This window comes from Streptomyces fragilis (assembly GCF_003112515.1).
Taxonomy (GTDB): Bacteria; Actinomycetota; Actinomycetes; order Streptomycetales; family Streptomycetaceae; genus Streptomyces; species Streptomyces fragilis.
Map to the genome: position 1 here is coordinate 1,141,261 of NZ_BEVZ01000002.1, position 18,755 is coordinate 1,160,015.

The 18,755-nt window shown below is 67.0% G+C and carries 12 protein-coding genes, 1 tRNA gene and 3 pseudogenes; 7 read left to right on the forward strand and 9 right to left on the reverse strand.

The features are described 5' to 3' along the window. The first annotated feature begins 205 nt into the window (after positions 1–205). Together Sfr03f_RS07030 and Sfr03f_RS07035 are read left to right on the forward strand one after the other, a co-directional pair. Positions 206–724, forward strand: a complete 519-nt coding sequence (locus tag Sfr03f_RS07030) for a protein-tyrosine phosphatase family protein (protein ID WP_245967433.1) — start codon at positions 206–208, stop codon at positions 722–724. Between the two features lie 131 nt (positions 725–855). Beyond that, positions 856–940, forward strand: a tRNA-Leu gene (locus Sfr03f_RS07035). Here Sfr03f_RS07035 and Sfr03f_RS07040 read toward each other — a convergent pair. Together Sfr03f_RS07040 and Sfr03f_RS07045 are read right to left on the reverse strand one after the other, a co-directional pair. Further along, complete coding sequence (locus tag Sfr03f_RS07040) at positions 905–1,321, reverse strand: hypothetical protein (RefSeq protein WP_108952798.1); 417 nt, start codon at positions 1,319–1,321, stop codon at positions 905–907. The genes Sfr03f_RS07035 and Sfr03f_RS07040 overlap by 36 nt on opposite strands. Further along, positions 1,318–2,406, reverse strand: a complete 1,089-nt coding sequence (locus tag Sfr03f_RS07045) for an integrase core domain-containing protein (RefSeq protein WP_108952799.1) — start codon at positions 2,404–2,406, stop codon at positions 1,318–1,320. Before Sfr03f_RS07045 ends, Sfr03f_RS07040 begins: the two co-directional genes overlap by 4 nt. A 306-nt stretch (positions 2,407–2,712) precedes the next feature. Between Sfr03f_RS07045 and Sfr03f_RS07050 the strand changes: the two genes are divergently transcribed. Next, the gene (locus Sfr03f_RS07050) at positions 2,713–3,030 is read left to right on the forward strand and encodes a nuclear transport factor 2 family protein (RefSeq protein ID WP_108952800.1); all 318 of its coding nucleotides are present in this window, start codon (positions 2,713–2,715) and stop codon (positions 3,028–3,030) included. A gap of 163 nt (positions 3,031–3,193) precedes the next feature. On the opposite strand, the pseudogene Sfr03f_RS30905 reads toward Sfr03f_RS07050, so the two are convergent. Further along, positions 3,194–4,292, reverse strand: a pseudogene (locus Sfr03f_RS30905) (integrase core domain-containing protein). Positions 4,293–4,421: 129 nt separating this feature from the next. Between Sfr03f_RS30905 and Sfr03f_RS07060 the strand changes: the two are divergent. Then, entirely contained in the window at positions 4,422–4,721 is a 300-nt protein-coding gene (locus Sfr03f_RS07060) for a hypothetical protein (protein WP_245967434.1), read from the forward strand. A gap of 260 nt (positions 4,722–4,981) precedes the next feature. On the opposite strand, the gene Sfr03f_RS07065 is transcribed toward Sfr03f_RS07060, so the two are convergent. Further along, positions 4,982–5,539 (reverse strand): hypothetical protein, encoded by a 558-nt coding sequence (locus Sfr03f_RS07065; protein ID WP_159105572.1) that lies wholly within the window; start codon positions 5,537–5,539, stop codon positions 4,982–4,984. 134 nt (positions 5,540–5,673) lie between these two features. On the opposite strand from Sfr03f_RS07065, the pseudogene Sfr03f_RS07070 reads away from it, so the two are divergent. After that, positions 5,674–6,483: pseudogene (locus Sfr03f_RS07070) on the forward strand (IS5 family transposase). Between the two features lie 211 nt (positions 6,484–6,694). On the opposite strand, the gene Sfr03f_RS07075 reads toward Sfr03f_RS07070, so the two are convergent. Genes Sfr03f_RS07075 through Sfr03f_RS07090 form a run of 4 tightly spaced genes read right to left on the reverse strand, consistent with a single transcriptional unit; the run spans position 6,695 to position 12,805 of the window. After that, positions 6,695–7,006 carry a DUF6881 domain-containing protein gene (locus Sfr03f_RS07075; RefSeq protein ID WP_108952802.1) on the reverse strand — a complete coding sequence of 104 codons (312 nt, stop codon included), beginning with the start codon at positions 7,004–7,006 and terminating at the stop codon, positions 6,695–6,697. A gap of 3 nt (positions 7,007–7,009) precedes the next feature. Further along, a complete protein-coding gene (locus tag Sfr03f_RS07080) occupies positions 7,010–11,731 on the reverse strand; it encodes a putative T7SS-secreted protein (RefSeq protein WP_108952803.1) in 4,722 nt (1,573 codons plus the stop codon). Between the two features lie 2 nt (positions 11,732–11,733). Further along, complete coding sequence (locus tag Sfr03f_RS07085) at positions 11,734–12,396, reverse strand: hypothetical protein (protein ID WP_108952804.1); 663 nt, start codon at positions 12,394–12,396, stop codon at positions 11,734–11,736. Next, positions 12,386–12,805, reverse strand: coding sequence for an SseB family protein (locus Sfr03f_RS07090; protein ID WP_108952805.1), 420 nt, complete (start codon positions 12,803–12,805; stop codon positions 12,386–12,388). The genes Sfr03f_RS07085 and Sfr03f_RS07090 overlap by 11 nt, the downstream gene beginning before the upstream one ends. An 889-nt stretch (positions 12,806–13,694) precedes the next feature. On the opposite strand from Sfr03f_RS07090, the gene Sfr03f_RS07095 reads away from it, so the two are divergent. Beyond that, positions 13,695–15,368, forward strand: coding sequence for a DUF262 domain-containing protein (locus Sfr03f_RS07095; RefSeq protein WP_108952806.1), 1,674 nt, complete (start codon positions 13,695–13,697; stop codon positions 15,366–15,368). A 210-nt stretch (positions 15,369–15,578) separates the two neighbouring features. Here Sfr03f_RS07095 and Sfr03f_RS30755 read toward each other — a convergent pair. Beyond that, a pseudogene (locus Sfr03f_RS30755) lies at positions 15,579–16,670 on the reverse strand (ADP-ribosylglycohydrolase family protein); the annotation flags it as partial. 939 nt (positions 16,671–17,609) lie between these two features. Here Sfr03f_RS30755 and Sfr03f_RS07105 point away from each other — a divergent pair. Then, positions 17,610–18,668 (forward strand): EcsC family protein, encoded by a 1,059-nt coding sequence (locus Sfr03f_RS07105; RefSeq protein WP_108952807.1) that lies wholly within the window; start codon positions 17,610–17,612, stop codon positions 18,666–18,668. Positions 18,669–18,755: the final 87 nt, after the last annotated feature.

An 18,755-nucleotide genomic window follows, 5' to 3' on the forward strand; every position in this document is an offset into this window, starting at 1 on the left:
TCCTGGCCCGCCCCGGTCCGTCCCCGAGCCCTCTTTTTCCCGCCGCCCCCGGCCTGTCCTCGTCGCGCACCGTCGTCGTCCTCGTGCTCGTGGCCCCTTGTCACCCCTGGTCGCGCCCTCGTCCTCGTCGCTCCCCGTTGCCCCTTGTGGCCCGCTCCGGGAACGGGGACCGGACTCCGCCCGTTGTCCACGCAAGGGGGAACGGATGAAGAAGACACGCCAGAGGGACCGTGACATGCCGGGGCCGGACTCGCCCTGGAACGAGATCCGCCCGGGGCTGTGGATGGGCGGCCACCACTGGACCGACCACAGGGGTGACCTGATCCCCGCCGTCCCGGACCGCGAGTTCGACCTGGTCGTCAGCCTCTTCACACTGCCGGGCCACGGCCCGCACCCATCCGTCGAGCACGTGATCGCCGAGGTCCCGGACGGCCCTCTCACCCCGGAGCAGATCCACTCCGTCCAGCTGGCCGCCGACCACGCCGTACGTGCCGTCAAGGCCGACAGGACGGTCCTGGTCCGCTGCCACTCCGGCTACAACCGGTCCGGCCTGGTCACCGCCCAGGCGCTGATGGACCTCGACCGCCACAGCCCCGCCGCCGCCATCGACCTCGTCCGCACCAGACGATCACCCTGGGCCTTCACCAACGAGACCTTCGTCCAGTACCTCACCGCCGGCCTCGACACCGCCCGCCTCCTCACCGGCCTCCAGGCCCCCACCTGACCGACTCACTCTCCGTGCCCCTCCCGCTGCACCCCGCCCACCAGCGGATACGCAGGTGAAACCCACCCCGGATCCTTGGTATGGTTATCCACGTCGCCGAGGGGAACGCCCCGAACGCGACGCAACACCTGGTCCGGGTGGCGGAATGGCAGACGCGCTAGCTTGAGGTGCTAGTGCCCTTTATCGGGCGTGGGGGTTCAAGTCCCCCCTCGGACACACACTCCAACGATACGCATGCGAGGGCCTCGACCTGACGGTCGCGGTCCTCGTTGCGTTTTCGTAGCGGACAGTGACGCCCAAGGCCTCGTAGAGCGCTGCTTTGGCCGTGGCTTCCGCGCTCTGTAGGCGTCGTGCGACATCTCCGAGGCTCTTGGCGATCTCGATGATCTCTTTCTCCGTGAGTGGCTTCTCGACCCTCAGGTTCTTGTTGGCCCCGCCGGCTGCGCTCGTCTGCGGTTTTTCGGCTTCTTCGAGTCTCGCGAGGGCGGTGCGTTTGTCGTTCTGGGCGTCGTTGATCCATTGGGTGACGACGGTGGGGTCGGCTCCGGCGGCGAGTGCGGCCCTGTAGGTGCCGAGAACCACGTCCATCCAGGTCACGCGGCATTTCGGTATTCATGGAGAATGCCGCCGAGACGGTCGCGTCTGCGGATGTCGAGGTGGACGAGTGCGTCGGGTTCGAGTGGTTCCGGGAGTGGGCGTAGGGGAGCGGCGGCTGTGAGGGACCGGTGGGGTCGGTGCTGGTTGTAGAACTCCTCGTACTCGCCCAAGGCGTGTACGAGGTGGGCTTGGTTCCAGATGAGCGTGCGGTCGAGGAGTTCGCTTCTGCAGGATCGGATCCATCGCTCCATGAGCGCGTTCATGCGGGGCATCCTCACTCCGGTTTGATCGACCTCAATGCCCTCGCCGGCGAGCACGGCGTCGAACCCTGCCGGGTAACGCGCGTCGCGGTCCCGGATCAGGTATTTGATCTCCACTCCGGCGTCCTTGAGGTCCATGACGAGATTCCGGGCGACCTGAGTGACCCAGGCCGCGGAGGGGTGAGCGGTGACCCCGAGGATGCGGACGCGTCGGGTGGCGTGTTCGATCACCGCCAGTACGGTCAGGGTCGTGCCGGAGAGGGTCTTGGTTTCGAAGAAGTCGGCGGCCAGGATGGCTTCTGCTTGGGAGCGGAGGAAGGTGGCCCAGGTGGTGTGCTGCCGGTCTGGTACGGGTGGGATGCCGTGTTCCTTGAGGATGCTCCATACGGTGGAGGCAGCGACCTTGATACCGAGGGCGGCGAGTTCGCCGTGTACGCGCCTGTATCCCCAGTCGGGGTTTTCCCTCACGAGGCGTAGGACCAGGACGCGAATGGAACGGATGGTGCGGGGCCGTCCCGGGTGCTTGGGGCGGGATGCCCTGGCGTGTCGGCGACGCAGGAGTTCGCGGTGCCAGCGCAGCAGGGTGTCGGGGGAGACGACCAGGTGGAGCCGGTGAAGCCGTGCCCGAGGCAGGCGGTGCAGCAGCGCGGCGAGTATTGCCCGGTCGGGCCAGGTCAGCCGGGGCTTGTCCGCCTGACGCTGCAGTACGGCGAGTTGGTGGCGGAGGGCGAGGATCTCCAGACTCTTCGCCCGCGCACTTATGGGCAACAGGCGCATGAGGCTGAAGAGAGTCGACCTGGCGAGGTAGAGCAGTCGTATCACCACAACCTGACATCCTCTCAGCGGACCGAAGCTGCTCCAACCAGTCCTTCCCGTGTGCTACGGGACGGTTGGCTGACTGTGGATCGCTTACCTCCTATCGGGCTGTGAGCAGCGCGGATGCAATATCCGGCACGCACAACGCCCACCGCACCTGAGAAACTGATGGCGAGCCGAACCCCGGAGCCAACTATGCGTAGAAGCCAGGCATTTGCGGTCACACTGGCAGCCGCAACACTCGTTGCCGCCTCGGCGTGCGGAGCCTCGGACGCGGGATCTTCCAGCAGTCCACCGCCGGGCGCGTCGGACACCGTGCGGAGCTATGTCAAGGCCCTCAACGACCGTGATCCGAAGGCCCTGATCGCGGTGGGCGCCGCTCCCGACAAGCCGTGGTCGCGCCGGCAGGCGAGCAAGATCATTGATACCAAGGGAGGGAAGGGCCTCACCATCAGGAAGGCGCCCATCGAGTACGAGCAGATGGGCGACTACACGGGCAAGGCGACACTGACCGCCTCCGACAAGGGTGGGAAGACCGTGCGCGAAACGGTGGAGCTCATCCACGAGGACGGCCACTGGCACGTAATCCTCTTCGAGTGGCCGCAGAGCGACAAGGCCACCTCCGCGCCGTAGCCCTGCCGCAAACGCATCGCCCGACCCTCGTCACTGAGGGTCGGGCGATATTCGTTCCCCGGCCCGGGGCGCAGGGTCATTGCGTGTAGTCGGTCTGTCCGGGTTGATCAACTGATCCCCAGGGCCGTGAGGGTGTGCCTGCCGAAAACTTCATCCGCGGAGGTCAAGCGGCATGGTGGTATTCGTGGAGGATGCCGCCGAGGCGGTCGCGCCGTCGGATGTTGAGGTGGGTGATCTGTTCTGGATCGCTGATCGGGGTCGGTAGCGGCTGGAGTGGTCGTGCGTTGGCGATGCCTTGGTGGGGGCGGTGCGAGTTGTAGAAGTCCTCGAACTCGCGCAGGGCGCGGAGGAGGTGCTGCTGGTTCCAGATGATGGTGTGGTCCAGCAGTTCGCGTCGGCAGGTCTGCACCCAGCGTTCCATGATCGAGTTCATCCTCGGCATCCGAACGCCACTGAGCATGACTTCGATCCCTGCGTCCTTCCGGATTGGCGTCGAACAACGCGGGGAACTTGCCGTCCCGGTCCCGGATGATGAAGCGAGCCTGGCAGCCTGCGTCCTCGAGGTCCATGACCAGATTCTTGGCGACTTGCGCCATCCAGCGCGTGGTGGGGTGCGCGGTGGCCCCAGGACACGGACCCGACGGTTCGCGTGCTCGATCACCGCGAAGACATACAGCCGTGCTCCGGACTGGGGTGACCGTTTCGAAGAAGTCGCAGGCCAGCAGGGCGTCGGCCTGGGAGCGTCGAAAGGCCGCCCAGGTAGTGGGGCTAGGTTCGGGTGCCGGCTCGATCCCGGCCTGTTGCAGGATCTCCCACACGGTGGAGGCGGCGACCTTGATGCCCAGAGTGAGCAGTTCGCCGTGTATGCGCCGGTAGCCCCAGGTGCTGTTCTCCCGTGCGAGGCGGAGTACGAGGACGCGTATGGAGTGCACGGTCCGCGGGCGACCAGGGCGCCTGGGTCGAGACCGTACGGCATGTTTCCGGGCGACCAGGTCACGATGCCAGCGCATGACCGTCTCGGGGCGCACCAAGAGCCGCAGCCGGCGCAACCCGTCCATCGGGAGCCGGTGCAGCAACGCCGCCAGGAACGCCCGGTCGGGCACACCGAATCGCGGCCGACCGGCGCCCAGTTGTCGCTCGAGCACCGTGATCTGATGCCGCAGGGCCAGGATCTCGATGTCCTTGGCCCGCTCGCTCATGGGTAGGAGGCGTAGTAGCGCCAGCGCATTGCTCACGCCGAGGTAGGCCAGTCGCAGGAGCACGAGGGTTAGGTTGCCGTCCCGCTCAAGTGCAGTGGAAGGTCTTGCCCCGGCACCGACCGTGAAGTTCCGTGGGGCGAGCCATCGGTCTCCTACCTGGGCGGATGAGGTTTTCGGCAAGGGCAGATCCACATGCTCAGCGAGTCAATCCGGCTGCAGTTCGCCGGCACCTCGGTCAAGGTCGTGGAACTCGTGCCGCCGGCCGTGCGCACCGCTCTGCGGCCGGGACATGAGGACAACGAACTCGCCATGCCACTGGCCGAGTTCGTGGCCGAGACCGTCGCTCTGCTGGAAACGCACCCCGACGCGAAGGAGATCCAGGTCGAGCGGGTGAAGTTCCTGCGCTACGGCGAGGCCCGCGGCGACTACGACCAGGTCGTCGCGACGATCAACGCCTCCGAGCCGCACGGCAAGCAGCCCGGCGGGGTCTGACCTCCGACATCCCCGGCCTTCGGCCGAGTCACCCGCCAGGACCACGGGCTCACGGGCCCGGTCCACCCGGTGTGGTACGCGCAGCCCACCGAACGAGGCAACTCCGCCTTCCCGTGGCGGTCTTGGCGGACCGCGAGGCGTCCGCCGTACGGACGGTGCCCACGCCCGTCCGTACAGCGGTCACGCCTGCGTACGGCAAGCCGCCACATCACAGGCCACGAGGGCTGTGGCGGCCGCTGCAGGAAACCGGTGGGCGATCGTCAGACGACGGGAGTCTTGGTGATCCTCAGGTCGTAGGCGAGGGCGTTGTCGCACTGAAGGGGTGCCCTCTCGCCGAAGGCCTTGATGGTGAGGCGAGTGCTGATGTCCTGATGTGTCCCTGTCGTGACGATGCGATATCCCGCGTCGTACATCTCGTCGCTGTACGGCGTCGGTTCGCCAACAGGAGCGTAGCGACCGTGGACGACGGCACTGCTGGCGGACTCGACACGCCCGTCGACAGGCGAGATGGGCACCACGGTCCGGATCGCGCCATGATTGAAAAGCTTCTCGGGCTGGGCAGCGCCCGCGTACTCCGACTCGGCGCTGCTGATCACCACTTGGGTGTGGTTGCCGTGCACGGAGTTGCTGTACAGCGACACATATACGGTGCCGTACCGCTCCAGCTGCGCGGTGCACTCCACCACATGCCCCTTTTCGTAAGTGGTCACCGGCTCGGTGCCTGAAGCCTGCGGTGCTGCTTGTGCGGCCCCCGTGAGGCCGAGCGAGAGGAGCGTCGCGCACGCCCCAGCCACTGCACGCATCCGGCTTCTGGTCATGAGCAACTCCCCCATAGTGTTCAACGCTTCACCCAGGTAGACGATCGGCGGGCCGTGAAGTTGTAGAGCAATGAGATCTCAACTTTGGAGCACGGCAGTTACAGGCATCTCATTTGGCCGAGTAGGCTGCTGCCGTGGCGGGGATTGTTGAGCGGCTGGTGCCGGATGAGCTGTTGGAGTTGTTCCTGCGGGTGGTGCCGGAGGTGCCGTCGCGGCCGCAGGGTGGCGGCCGGCGTCGTCACGGCGACCGAAAGGTCCTGGCGGCGATCGTGTTCGTGGCGACATCGGGCTGCACGTGGCAGCAGCTGCCCGCAGCGTCGTTCGGTCCGTCCGGTGCAACGGCCCACCGCCGGTTCACCGAATGGACCAAGGTCCGGGTGTGGGCCAAACTCCACCGCCTGGTCATCGACGAACTCGGCTCCCGCGGCGACCTGGACTGGTCCCGTTGCGCGATCGACTCGGTCAACATGCGGGCCCTGAAAAGAGGGACCTGACAGGTCCGAATCCTGTCGACCGGGGCAAGTACGGATCGAAGATCCATCTGATCACCGAGCGGACCGGTCTGCCCCTGTCCGTCGGCATCTCCGGCGCCAACGTCCACGACAGCCAGGCCCTGATCCCGCTCGTGAAGGGCATACCCCCGATCCGATCCCGCCGAGGACCCCGCCGCCGCAAGCCCGGCAAGCTCCACGGCGACAAGGGCTACGACTACCGCCACCTGCGGCAATGGCTGGCACGGCGAGGCATCCGGCACCGCATCGCCCGCAAGGGCGTCGAGACCTCACAGCGTGCTGGGCCGACACCGCTGGACGATCGAGCGGACCATGGCGTGGCTCGCCGGCTGCCGCCGACTTCACCGCCGCTAGGAACGCAAGGCCGAGCACTTCCTCGCCTTCACCAGCCTCGCCTGCACCCTCATCTGCTACCGCCGACTCGCCAAATGAGATGACTTGTTAGGAGCTGACGTTGCTGAACGCGGCCGACGCGGCTATCGCCCGCAGCCGGCGCACCGGCCGCGGTGTCCTCCTCGTTCCCCAAGGGACGAGGTTCCCGACGAGCAACACCCAGGGCAAGTGGGCCAGTAATACCCGGATCAAGCTGTGAGCAGCGCGGACGCATTCGGCACCCACTAGGTTGGAGAGAGCTCCTGGAGTGCTAGTTACTCCTGGCGGGACCAGCTGCATGTGGGGTCGACCAGACTGCGTCGCGCCAAGCCTGCTCGAATTCTTCCTCGTCGATGACGTGTGCGGCGAACTCCGGTTGCGCCGCTACATCCTCGATGTTGCCCATGGGGATCTCGCTCAGACCGATCTCGCCGGTCTCGTGGAATGCGTCAGCTTTCAATTGCCGACCATCCCGGTAGTGTTGGATCTTGCGGACCTCGTATCCGGTGTCGTCGATCTCGCTGTACAACCTAGTGGGTTCCTCCTGAAAGTCGTGCAGCCAGTCAACTTTCCAGTGCTTCATTTCTCAGTTCTTTCCGTGGTTCACGATGCGTCCCGTCAGGTCGAGCGACCCATCATTGGGGATCAGGAAGACGTCGGGGCGCTCAACTCCTCGCAGTACTTCAAGCCCTCTGACGTCGATTTCGATGAAATGGGTGTATTTGTGGCCCGCGTAGGGGACTCGAAGGAAGGCGTACGAAAGCTGGCCAGCAGTTTTAGTTCCTGGCTGAATATCGGAGAGGTATTGACCGTCTCCAAAACGCGCATCCTTCGGATTCTCAGCTTTGAGTGACGCGTATAGCTCATTGCTTTCGAGTATCTTCTCGTACGAGCTTTCTCTTGTGTAATGGTACAAGGTGCCCAGTTCTTCTTCGGGCACGCGTTGCACGCGGTAGGGGCACTCGTTCGGTGCCAGGCCGAGCGGATCGCTCCACGTGTTCGGGTTGTCCACGTAGGTGACTGGGTTCGGTGCGGGTGCGAGGCCTAGCGGGTCGGGAGTCGCGTAGCGGCCTGTCTCCGGGTCGTAATGACGAAACAGGTTGTAATGAAGGCCGCTTTCGGGGTCGTAATACTGACCGGGGAAACGGAGAGGGGTGTAGGCGCTACTGTCCCGGGTCCAAGCGGTGGCACCCCAGAGGGTCGAGCAGGTGCGCCAAACTATGCCTCCAGACTCGTCGATGAGTTCTGTCGGAGCGCCGACCAGATCGGTGGCTATGGCGAAGAACCGTCGGTCGATCTCCTCCTGCCTGCTGTCGGAGGTCAAGAGGCGTTCGGTCTGAGTCAGGGGTGCGAGGCCCTGATGGTCCCACGTGAGTGCGACTGTGTGCGGGATATCAAGACGTTGTTCCGTCTGTTCGCACAGAGTGAGGCCGTCCCAGGTGAACCGCACCTCATCCACCACTGTCGTGCCGTCGTCCGCGAGGCGTTGCTTTGCGGTGCGGCGGCCCAACGGGTCGTATCGATAACGCCAACGCGTTCCGTCGGGGGTTATGACGCATGTCAGGCGGTTCTCGGTATCCCACTCGTAGCGCCAGGTGTCCGGTTTGCGGGACAGGCGGGTCTTCTGCCTCAGGATGATGCGGCCGAGGGCGTCATGTTCGAATCGGACGCCTCCTGCATGGGTGATGGTGGTGCCGCTGTAGTTGCGGGAACCAGTGGCCTCGCTGGAGGGGTGCCATTGCGGCCAGGATGCAGAGGTCTGGTTGCCCGTGCTGTCGTACGCGTAGTGCTCCGTCCAGCCCGGGGCCCGGACGGCAGTTACCCGGCCAAGAGGATCGAGGTCGAAGGCGCGGGGACCGTTCAGCCCATCCGTGACGGAGAGTAGATGTCCGTCGGCGCGGTAGGCGTAGGAACGGCTGTTGACGGTGTGCCCCTCGGAGGTTATGCACCGCATGACGAGCCGCCCGGTCTCGTCCCAGGCGGACGTCATCTGGATTGCGTTCCCAAAGGCGCGGACGACTTCTCGGCCCTCGGCGTCGTAGGAGAAGTCGATCTCCCTGTCGCCCGTGATCAGTTGTCTGGTAAGTCCGTCTGGGGCGTACGTGTACCGAGTGATGTGGCCGGTGGGAGTGATACGGCGGGTTCGTCGCCCGAGCTTGTCGTACGAATAGGTCAGAGGGCGCCCGTCCACCAGTTCAGTCTTGACCTGCCCTGCACGGTCGTACTGGTAGCGGAGCTGAGAATCCGGACCGAGCGCCTCCACGAGCCGGCCCGCGCGGTCGTAGCCGAAGATCGTGACCTGACCTCCGGCCTCCTTACGAATGACCCGGCCGAGTTGATCGTGTTCGAAGGCGACGGTGGCGCCGAGGGCGTCGGCCCGGGTGGTCAGTTGTCCGGCCGCGTCGAGACGGTAGCTGATGGTGCGTCCGTCGAAGTCGGTCTCGGAGGTGAGTCGGCCTGCAGCGTCGTAGTCGTAGGTCCAGGTGAGCCCCTGCGGGTCGGTGACCTGGGTGAGGCGCAGGTCGGAGTTGTGCCGGAACTGATAGCGGGCACCGTCCGGACCGGTACGGGCCGTGAGCAGGTCGAAGTGGGTGTATTCGAAACGTGCGACACCGCCGTTCGAGTCGGTGTGTGTGAGGCAGTTGCCCTCGCCGTCGTAGGTCCATGACTCGGTGGTTCCGGAGGGATTGGTCCGGCTCACCAATTGGCCGTCGGCGCTCCACGTGAGACGGGTGGTGCCTCCCACGGGATCGGTGACGCGGAGCGGGCGGCCGAGTGCGTCGCGTTCCAGGCGGCTGGTGCTGCCGACCGGGTCGGTGACCTCCATGGGCAGACCGAGTGGGTTGCAGCGCACAGTGGTGGTGGCGCCGAGTGCATCGGTGACCGAGGTGAGGCAGCCGGCGCGGTCGTAGGTGTAGCGCGTCGTGGAGCCGACCGGGTCGGTGACGGACGTGCGGTTTCCGTGGTTGTCGAACGACTGCTGGATGCGGGCTCCGTCCGGGGCGGTGATCTCCACGGGCAAACCGAGCGAGTCGCGCAACGTGCGGAGCTCGCTTCCGTCTGGTCGGGTGACACCGACCGGCCGGCCCTCCTCGTCGTAGTTGAAGGTAGTGGTCCGGCCCAGGGGGTCGGTGCGACTGAGTAGCTTGCCGTGGTCGTCGTAAACGAAGCGCGTGGTATGGCCGAGGGGGTCGGTGGTGGCGATCACCCGGCATCGGTGGTCGATCAGGTGGCGGGTGGTGTGGCCTTCGGCGGTGGTGAGCCTGGTGGTGCGGTGGCCGGTGTCGGGGTCGGGCTCGGTGTAGGCCAACGTGACCTGGAGATGGCCACCACTGCCGCCTTCGGCGACGACGCGGTCGTGGTCGTCGTAGGTGTAGTCGTAGCGGCTGTTGTTGGAGTCGATCCAGGCGGTGACGCGGCGTCGGTCGTCATAGAGGAAGGTGGTGGTGGCGCCGGAGGGCTTGGTGACGGCGGTGAGGTTGCCGTCGGGGTCGTAGCCGTAGGACATGAGCGGCAGGTCGGAGCCGTCCTGCCCGGCTCCGGCGAGGGTGAGGGCGGTGATCCGGCCGTCGGCCAGGGCCAGCTTGACGTGGTAGCCGCCGGAGTGGACCAGGGCGAGGGGGAGACCGTCGTCGGTGCGGTCGATGGTGATGGTGTGGCTGTTGCGGTCGGTGAGGGAGGTCAGCCAGGCGGTGCCGTCGCCGCCGGGCTCGCTGTCGTGCGGGGCGGTGAAGCGGCGGACCAGGCCGGTGTCGGGGTCGGTGAGCGTGTAGTCGCCGTCGCCTTCGCGTTCCAGCAGGGTGCGGGCCGTGCCGGAGTCCGGGCGGGTGGGGGAGCCGGGGACGGGGTGGGGGTAGGTGATCAGCAGGCCGTCCGGGGTGGCGTGGACGACACCGATCGCGTCGACCGTCAGGCTTTCGTCGGCGGTGCAGGTCCATGCGGGGCCGAGGAAGCGGCCTGACGGGTTGCCGGACTCGGTGCGGCGGGTGAACGTCAGGGGCAGGATGCCGGGCAGTGCGACGTCGGTCTGCGGGAGGAACATCCGGCCCGAGGCGAGGTCGACGGGGTCGGTGCCGTCGGTGGTCCGTGAGTGGTCGGGGCGGTTGTGGGTGCCGTCGGGGACGTCGTCGAGCAGCCGGCGCAGCCGCGCGGCCTTCGAGGCGTCCGCGGCTATGCGCACGCCCTTGACCGCCGCGCCTCCACCGCCGGTCGCTGCGGTGAGCGCCAGGTCGGGTATGAGCCTGCCGAAGCCCTCCGAAGGGTCCTTCATGAAGTCGCTGACCATCTGCTTGCCGGTGCCGACGGGGTCGTTGACGGCGACCACGAGACCGGCGGCCAGACTGTTCAGATTGGTGGTGTACTCGGCGGGGTGGGTGATGTTGTACGGGTCGAGCGGGTTGATGCCGCGGACGAAGTTCACCAGCCCGGCGGTGCCCTTGATGATGCCACCGCCGACGTGGTCGCCCATGATCTGCATCTCCTGCAGACCGGACAGCGCCTGCTCCGCGTAGGACGGCTTCTGCGGGGCGGTGTCCCGGGCGGCGCGGACGGCACTGCGGGCCGTCTCTGCGGCGGTGTTCCGCTGCTTGCGGGCGTCGGCGAGGATGTCCTGCGCGTCCTGCATCAGCTTCTTGCCCGGATCGGCAAACGTCGGCGAGGGGCGCGGGGGCAGGCCGCCGGCCGGGTACTTCTCCGGGTCGGCGTTGTGACGGTCGACGGCCTTGTTGAAGTCGTCGATCTTCTTGCGGTGGGCGTCGGCCGCTTCTTCGGAGGCTTTGACGCCTTCCTTCCACTTGTCGATCGCGGTCTGCGCCTGCCCCTGTGCCCAGGTGACGGTCCCGGCGAACGCCTCGAGTGCGGCGGCGGCCTTCTCGCAGGCGTCCGCGCCGGTGAACCACTTCGGCGGCTGCGTGCTCACCGCCTTGCGCAGCGCCTCGGCCGCCTCGCCCTTCAGCTTGGAGGAGTCCAGGCCGCGCAGGCCCTCGCCGGCGTTGTCGAACGCGCTCTGGAAGCCGCGCAGCTTCTCGGCCGTGGAGCGGATCTTGTCGGCGCTGCCGTAGATGAGCTTGGTCTTGTCCTCACTCTGTCCGAGGTCCATCTCGTCGACCTCGGCGCCCATCCGGTTGGCCACCGAACGCGACTGCTCACGCACCCAGTCCGCACCGGACTCCCAGCCGACGTCGTCGAGCCGGTCGGCGGTCCAGTCGCCCGCGCCCTCGATCTTGTTGCCGGCCCACTCGACGCCGTCCTCGACGGCGTCCTCCACCGAGTCCGGCGTGATGTCCCTGATGAAGTCGCCGAAACCCATGCTCAGTTCCCCCCGTGCTCACCGCTCTGCTGCTGTTGTTGCTGCTGGGCGCGTTCCTCGGGCGACGGCCCGAACGTGTCGTCGAGTGCCTGGTTCCACTGGTCGTCGGTGATGCCGAGCGCCTGGTTGAGCATGTCCGCCTGGCGGCCGCCCTGCCCCTCCGTCATCACCGTGCGGCCGGTGTCCTTCCAGGTCTGCTCGATGTCCTGACCGGCTTGCTCGAAGGACTCCTTGCTCCAGTCCGGATCCAGGTAGTCGGGCGTGAAGACCTCGCCCCAATCCTGCTGGGCGATCTCCTCCTCCGTGGCGTGAGGATTGCCGCCCGCCAGCGCGTTCACCCCCACCTTGAGCGTGCCCTCGACGTACTGGTCGTGCTCCCACTGCGTGCCCGCCGCCAGGCCCAGACGGTTGGCGATCGCGGACGCGTCGCTCACCAGGGCCCGCACACCCCACTCCCACCGCTCGCAGAAGTCCTCGAAATCGACGGACAGGCCGTGGTGGCCGGCCTCCATGCCGGTCATCGCCAGCGACGAGAAACCCTTGCCCATCACCGACCCGGTGGCCCCGCCGAGGTCGCCGAGCTGGTCGATGGTCGCGCCCACGCCCTGCGTGAACTTGGCCACCGACGCCTTGTCGAAATTGAGGTCCATGCCGTCACCGCCCACGGCCGTCCTCCTCCGCATTGGTGTCCACGGCTGCGGCGTCGGGGACGATGCCGGTCACCGGCGGAAAGAACATCGACCCGTCCTGCGTCGCGATGTCGACCGCCAGCCCGGCCGGCTCACCCAGGCCCGGCACGATCTCGTCCACGATCCGCGCACCCAGCAACGCCGCGTACTCCAACGGCCGGTCACCCGCACCGCGTTCCCGCGCGAACCGCGCCAGCGCCTCCTCATCGGTGAAGGCACAGATCCACCGCACACCACCCGAATGCGCCGACCACAAACCGCCACCGCCGTCGGACGGCACCAGCAGAACCGACCGGCGCATCTCGCCGACCAAGGCCCGCGGATTCCCGGCACCCGCTCTGTGCTCCGCGATCCGCTCGGCGAGCGCCGTCCTCGCCTGCTCCATGGCCCCTCCCACGTCCTGGATCACTGCTGGCACCGTAGAACAGGACGCATGTTCGGAAGAGCCGGTTCGGTGCTGCAGTCGGAGTTGTCTCAATCTCGATTCCCGCAGTGGCTAATCGGAATGAGGCCCGCAGGTCAACAAGTGCTGCGAGCCGTCTGCCTTTGAGGCACGCCTGCCATCTCTCATCCCTCCGCAGTGGTGAGCCCGGAACGCTCACGGCGATCCGCTTGGCGTATTCGCTGCTTCGCCTCGTTGGGCGGAATCCTGACCTGGGGGTCGGGCGTCCGTCAAAGTCGCCATGACGACGTCCGCCCCGCTGTCTGTTGCGGCGCGTCAGCCCTTCTTTGGCAGGGGGGAACGTCTGTAGGCCCTCCCGCCGTTGCTTGAGTCGGCGCGCTCACTTACAGAAGAAGCTGTCGCTGGGCGACCACGAGCGTATCGTTGGCGGGCGACTCACCCCTCGGACACACACTCCAACGATACGCATGCGAGGGCCTCGACCTGACGGTCGCGGTCCTCGTCGCGTTTTCGTAGCTGACGGTGACTCCCAGGGCTTCGTAGAGCGCCGCTTTGCCTCGGGATCGGCGCTGGCGCTCTGCAGTCGGTGTGCGACCTCTCCGAGGTTCTTGGTGATCTCGGTGATCCTTCTCCGTGAGCGGCCTCTCGATTTCGCGCGCAGCTTTGTCCCCGGTGGCGGTGATCCTCTGAGCTCCGCCTTTGTGAGACTCGTGAGGGAGGCGAGCGCTTTCTTGTGTCCTTGCCGGTTGGCAGGGCCGATCGTCTTCGCTGGGGGAGGACGGCGGTGGCCGACCGCCGGCACTGCAGGATCTTCGGGCAGTTGACGTGATCGAGTGACGCGAAGTGCCGTTATTCAGACATCATCGACTGTATGCAGAAGCTCGAAGCGCACGAGATGCCCTTGCACAAGGTGTTCAGCAGTGACTACGACTTCCAGATCCCCGATTATCAGCGTCCATACGCATGGCAGGAGGAGCAAGCGGTACAGCTGCTGACGGACCTGCGGGAAGCTCTGGACAGGAAGCCGGACGAGCCGTACTTTCTCGGGTCCATCGTGCTCGTCAAGAGCAGTGGAGTCCCCAAGGCTGACGTCATTGACGGCCAGCAGCGCCTCACAACATTGACGATCGTTCTTTCGGTCTTGCGTGACCTCACAGAGGAGCCCGAACTCCGCGACGAGTTGGACCGATTGGTCATGGAGCCTGGCGCCAAGATCCGCGGACTGGCCCCGAGGCCCCGACTCACCCTGCGCAGTCGCGACGCCGACTTCTTCGAGAAGTACGTTCAGACCAAGGGCGCGGTGGGCACCCTGCTCACCCTGAAGGAGGAGGCCTTGCGCACGGATGCGCAGAAGGCCATCCTCCGTAACACCACCGTTCTGCACCGCAGTCTCACCGAGCTGACCGAGGAAGAGCGCCTGGAGTTGGCGCAGATGCTCGCAGGCCGGACCTTCTTGGTTGTCGTCAGTACTCCCGACCTCGAGAGCGCGCACCGCATCTTCAGCGTGATGAACTCGCGCGGCTTGGACCTGTCGCCGACGGACATCTTCAAGTCACAGATCATCGGAGATCTTGACGCCGAAGCGTCCGAAGCGTGCGCCATCGTATGGGAGGACGCCGAGGAGATGCTGGGGCGGGACGGCTTCGCCGAACTCTTCCTGCACCTGCGGATGATTTACGCCAAGAAGCGAGGAGAGCAGGAACTGCTGAAGGAGTTCCCCGACCAGGTGCTCAGCCGCTACCTGCCCGACAGGGCCGAGGTCTTCGTCAACGAGGTGCTCCAGCCCTACGCAGAGGCATACGCTCAGATCCGGGAGGCTCGCTATGAAGTCGCCGCCGGCGCCGAGTCCGTGAACGCTTGGTTCAGGAGGCTCCTGCAGCTGGACAACAACGACTGGCGCCCTCCGGCTCTGTGGGCACTGCGTCACCACGAGGGTGACGTTGAGTGGCTCAACGCCTTCATGCGTGCCCTGGAGCGGTTGGCCGCCAGTATGTTCGTCCGCCGCGTCTACACGACACCCCGCGTCACACGCTACGCGGAGCTGCTCCGCCAACTCGATGACCGCCAGGGCCTGGACTCCCCGGCTCTTGAGTTGAAGGACGACGAGAAGAGGGACACCAAGGCAAGGCTTGACGGTGATCTCTATCTGGTCGGCAAGATCCGCAAGTACGTCCTGCTCCGTCTCGACGAGTTGCTGGCTCGTGGCCAGGGTGTGAGGTACGACCATCCCCTCATCACCGTTGAACACGTCCTGCCGCAGAACCCGAGGGAGAACTCGCAGTGGATCGAGCTGTTCGACGAGGACCAGCGTGCACACTGGACACACCGCTTGGGGAACCTCGTACTGCTCAACCGCGCCAAGAATTCAGCGGCGCAGAATTACGATTTCGCCCTCAAGAAGGCCAAGTACTTCACCGGTCGTGGGGGAGTGGTCCCGTTCGCTCTGACCAGCCAGGTACTCCAGCACAGTGAATGGACCCCCGCAGTACTCAAGGCCAGGCAGGACGAACTGATGGGGGTGCTGTCCAAGGAGTGGTGCTTGTGATATCCGGACGGTACCCGGCTGGGTTCGGGAGCGTCCTGGCCGCGCGTGCTCGACACGGTGTTGTCTGGTGATGGCGCACCAACCGGGATAGCGCTCGGACCAGTAAGGGTCCCACCCCGAGCTGTACTCGTAGCCGGCGGGCGAGTCGGCGAACTGGGTGAAAAGGTCGCCGGCCATCCGATGCAGGACCCAGGCCAGTTCGTGGCGGCTGACCAGGTCGACAGGCAGTGCCTCGAAGCCGTGTGCCGCGCCGAGCAGTGCGCCGGTCACACAGGCGACGGAGTCCCCGTCCGGTGCTCTGGCGGCGAAGCGCAGGGCGGCGGCGACCTGGTCCCGGCCGGGGAAGGACGCGGCCACGTAGAGGCCCCCGAGCAGGGCCGACGGGGCGGTCACGTCCGGGGCGAGCTTCGCGAGCCGTCCCGGCTCGACGGGATGGGCCTCGGCACTCTGCAGCGCGGTCTCGAGCTGGTCCAGCTCATGGCCGGTCAGGCGGCCGTCGGACTTGACGAGCGCTCGGATGCCTGCCCGCAGCGCTTCCCGCGCTCCGCCCCGCCGGTTGTGAGCCGATTCATCGGCGTGGGTCAGGCAGTGACCGACCAGCACGACCGCGTGAACGGTGGCGGACTGAGCGGCCTGGTCCCCGTGGGTCAGGCCGGCGATCTCCCGAGCCAGTTCAGCCGACGTACCCAGGCCCTCGGCGGCATGGACGACGGCGACGGGGAGAGTACGGGTGAGCGCGTGACACCCGCGACTGGCCGTCGGACTACCCTGCTCGATCTTGGACAGCGCCTTCACGGTCGACGGTGCCGAGCCGCGCCGCTCGGCCAACGCGGGCACCCGGGCGAGCCATCCGTCCGGCCATAGCTCCGCGCTGTCGGCCCACCGCTTCCGCATCCGCTCGACCTCGAGCCCCTGCAGAGCCATCCACCGGCTGCAGGCGTGCCACACCACCGACGGCGGGTGACAGACGCCTCGCAGCTGCCCGCGTACCCACGCCCGGATGGTGCCCTCGGCGGTGAAGCAGGCCAGCTGGGTGCTCACCCCGGCCTGCAGCGGTCCCTCGTCCGGCAGCTTGCCGCCCGCAGCGCCCAGCGTGTCGCCCAGCGCCAGCCCGAGCATCATTCCGCGGACCCGGGACACCGCGTCCTTCCGCCGCACGAACTGCGTCGGTTCCACCGGCTCTGAATCCAGCAGCTCCTGCCGCTGCCCGGCAGCGGTGTCCTGCGAGGGGACGGCCCGCTCGCTCGCCGCTCGCCCGGGCGCGGCGTATCCGGCGGTCAACTCGTGCACCGCCTCCTGCATCTCCGGGTGGTACGGCAGTGTCCAGCCGGCGTGCAGCGCCTCGCGCAGGTCGTTCAGCGCGGACGCGGACGCGGAGTCGGTGCCGGTGGCCAGGCAGCTGTAGAGCGCAGCCACGGCCGGCGTCCGGCTCTGCCCGGCGAGACGGTGGAGCAGGACCCGCTTACCCTCCTCGCGCAGCCGCAGCACCTGACGGGCGGCCTGATCCAGGACGTAGTGGGGGTTGGCGTTCTCTCCCTGACTGTCGACCAGCCAGACACGGACGTGCTCGATGTCGTTGCCGGGCAGGACCGGGTCGGTGCCGACGCGGCACAGCGAGTCCACGGCGTCGACCGAGACCGGCTCGGACCCCTGGGCCAGGGCCAAAGGTTCCCCAGCACCACCCGGGATCGTGCGGGTGCGGGACCGCGAAAGCGGTATGAGCACCCTCGGGCATCCGCGACACCGAGGGCCACCCCTGCGGGTCGTCTGCGCCGCCCCTGGCGGTGCGGACCGCGAGTCCGACCAGGTCGGGCGCGGTGAGGCCGGGCCATCCGCTCACGTCCTGCTGCCACTGCAGCGGAATGCCCGAGCAGCCCCAGCGCGCGCCGAGCAGGGCGCCCGCGATCGCGGGATGGCCATGTGCCATGCCTAGCACGCACGCGGGCATCTTGCGGGCCCCTGACCGCCCGGTTTCTCGGCGAGCCGCTCAGGAACCGCCCCGGAAACCTCCACCGGGCGCGCCGTCTGCGTATTCTGCAACGCGGTGAAGCTCCCCCAGGGGGCAGCCGGCACCACATGTCGTGCCGGCTGTACGGGGGATCAGCGGCACCACCGTTGCACCGCGACTCGCCGGGTGGCGAAGCTCTCGGCGCACCACCGACCACAGTCCCGCGTCCGGCACAAACGAGCAGCCGCAACGTACGGGATGGCTCACGACATACCCAGACTGGGGGCAACGACATGACTCTCTCTGCTTACGAACAGAAGGAGTGGGACCGGCTGCAGAACCGGAAGGAGGACGCTCTGGGCAAGCAGGCGCGGCAGCTCATTCCGCAGCAGGCCAGGGAACGCTTCGCCGCGCTCGGGGAGAAGGCCAAGAACGTCCCGGGAGCCGACAAAGTGACGGCCGCGTACCACGGAGCGGCGAGAGGGGTCGGCAAGGCCGTCGGAGACACCGCGAGCCGGACGGTGAGCAAGAAGCGCGTCATCGCCCAGTACCAGCGAGCCGGGCACGAGATCACCGAGCTGGACGAGATCCGGCGTCTGGATCTCCGTGTGGTCGACGCCGTGGCGAAGCAGAACCTGGTGCGCTACGGCCATGCCCTCTCGGCTGCCGCGACCGGCCTCACCTCCGGCGCCGTCGTGACCGGTGGGGAACTGCTTGCCGGAGCCGGGTCGGTGGCCGGAGCCGGTGTGGCGGCCGCGCCGGGAATCGGCACGGTGGCGGGTGCGATGGCCGCGGACGCGACGCTCATGCTCGGTCTCTCGACGCGGACAGTCTCTTCGACCGCACTCTGCTACGGCTATGACCCGCGCGATCCCGAAGAGGAAGTCTTCGTGATGTCCGTGATCGCCCTCGGGCTCTCCGTGGGCACGTCGGCGAAGGCCGCCGCCTACGCGGAACTCTCGCAGCTCACCCAGATGCTGGTGAGGAACGTGCCGTGGGCCAAGCTGAACGAGAAGGTGCTCGTCAAGATCGCCCAACGCTTCGCGGAGAAGTTCGGGCATAACTTGGTCAAGAGGAAGCTGGGTCAGTTCGTCCCCGTCGCGGGCATGATCGTCGGCGCGGGCCTGAGCTACAGGCTGATCGACCAGATCGCCGTCGCGGCGCGTGACGCGTACCGCGAACGCTTCCTTGTGGAGAAGTCGGGTGGCGACCTGATCGTCGACCTCGATTTCGACAAGGCCCGCGACGCCGAGGACGACCAGGAGATTCGCGTGATCCAGCTGCTCCGTGAGGAGGACGCACTGCCGACCTCTTCGCCGTCGCCCGACGACCAGGATGAGTCGCTTGCCTGAGCCGCGTACACCGCCACCGGATGCCGCTCTTCGGCTTCGGCGGCGGTGCGCAACGCTGCCTTGCGCGTCTCCCTCTGTCCGGCGGCG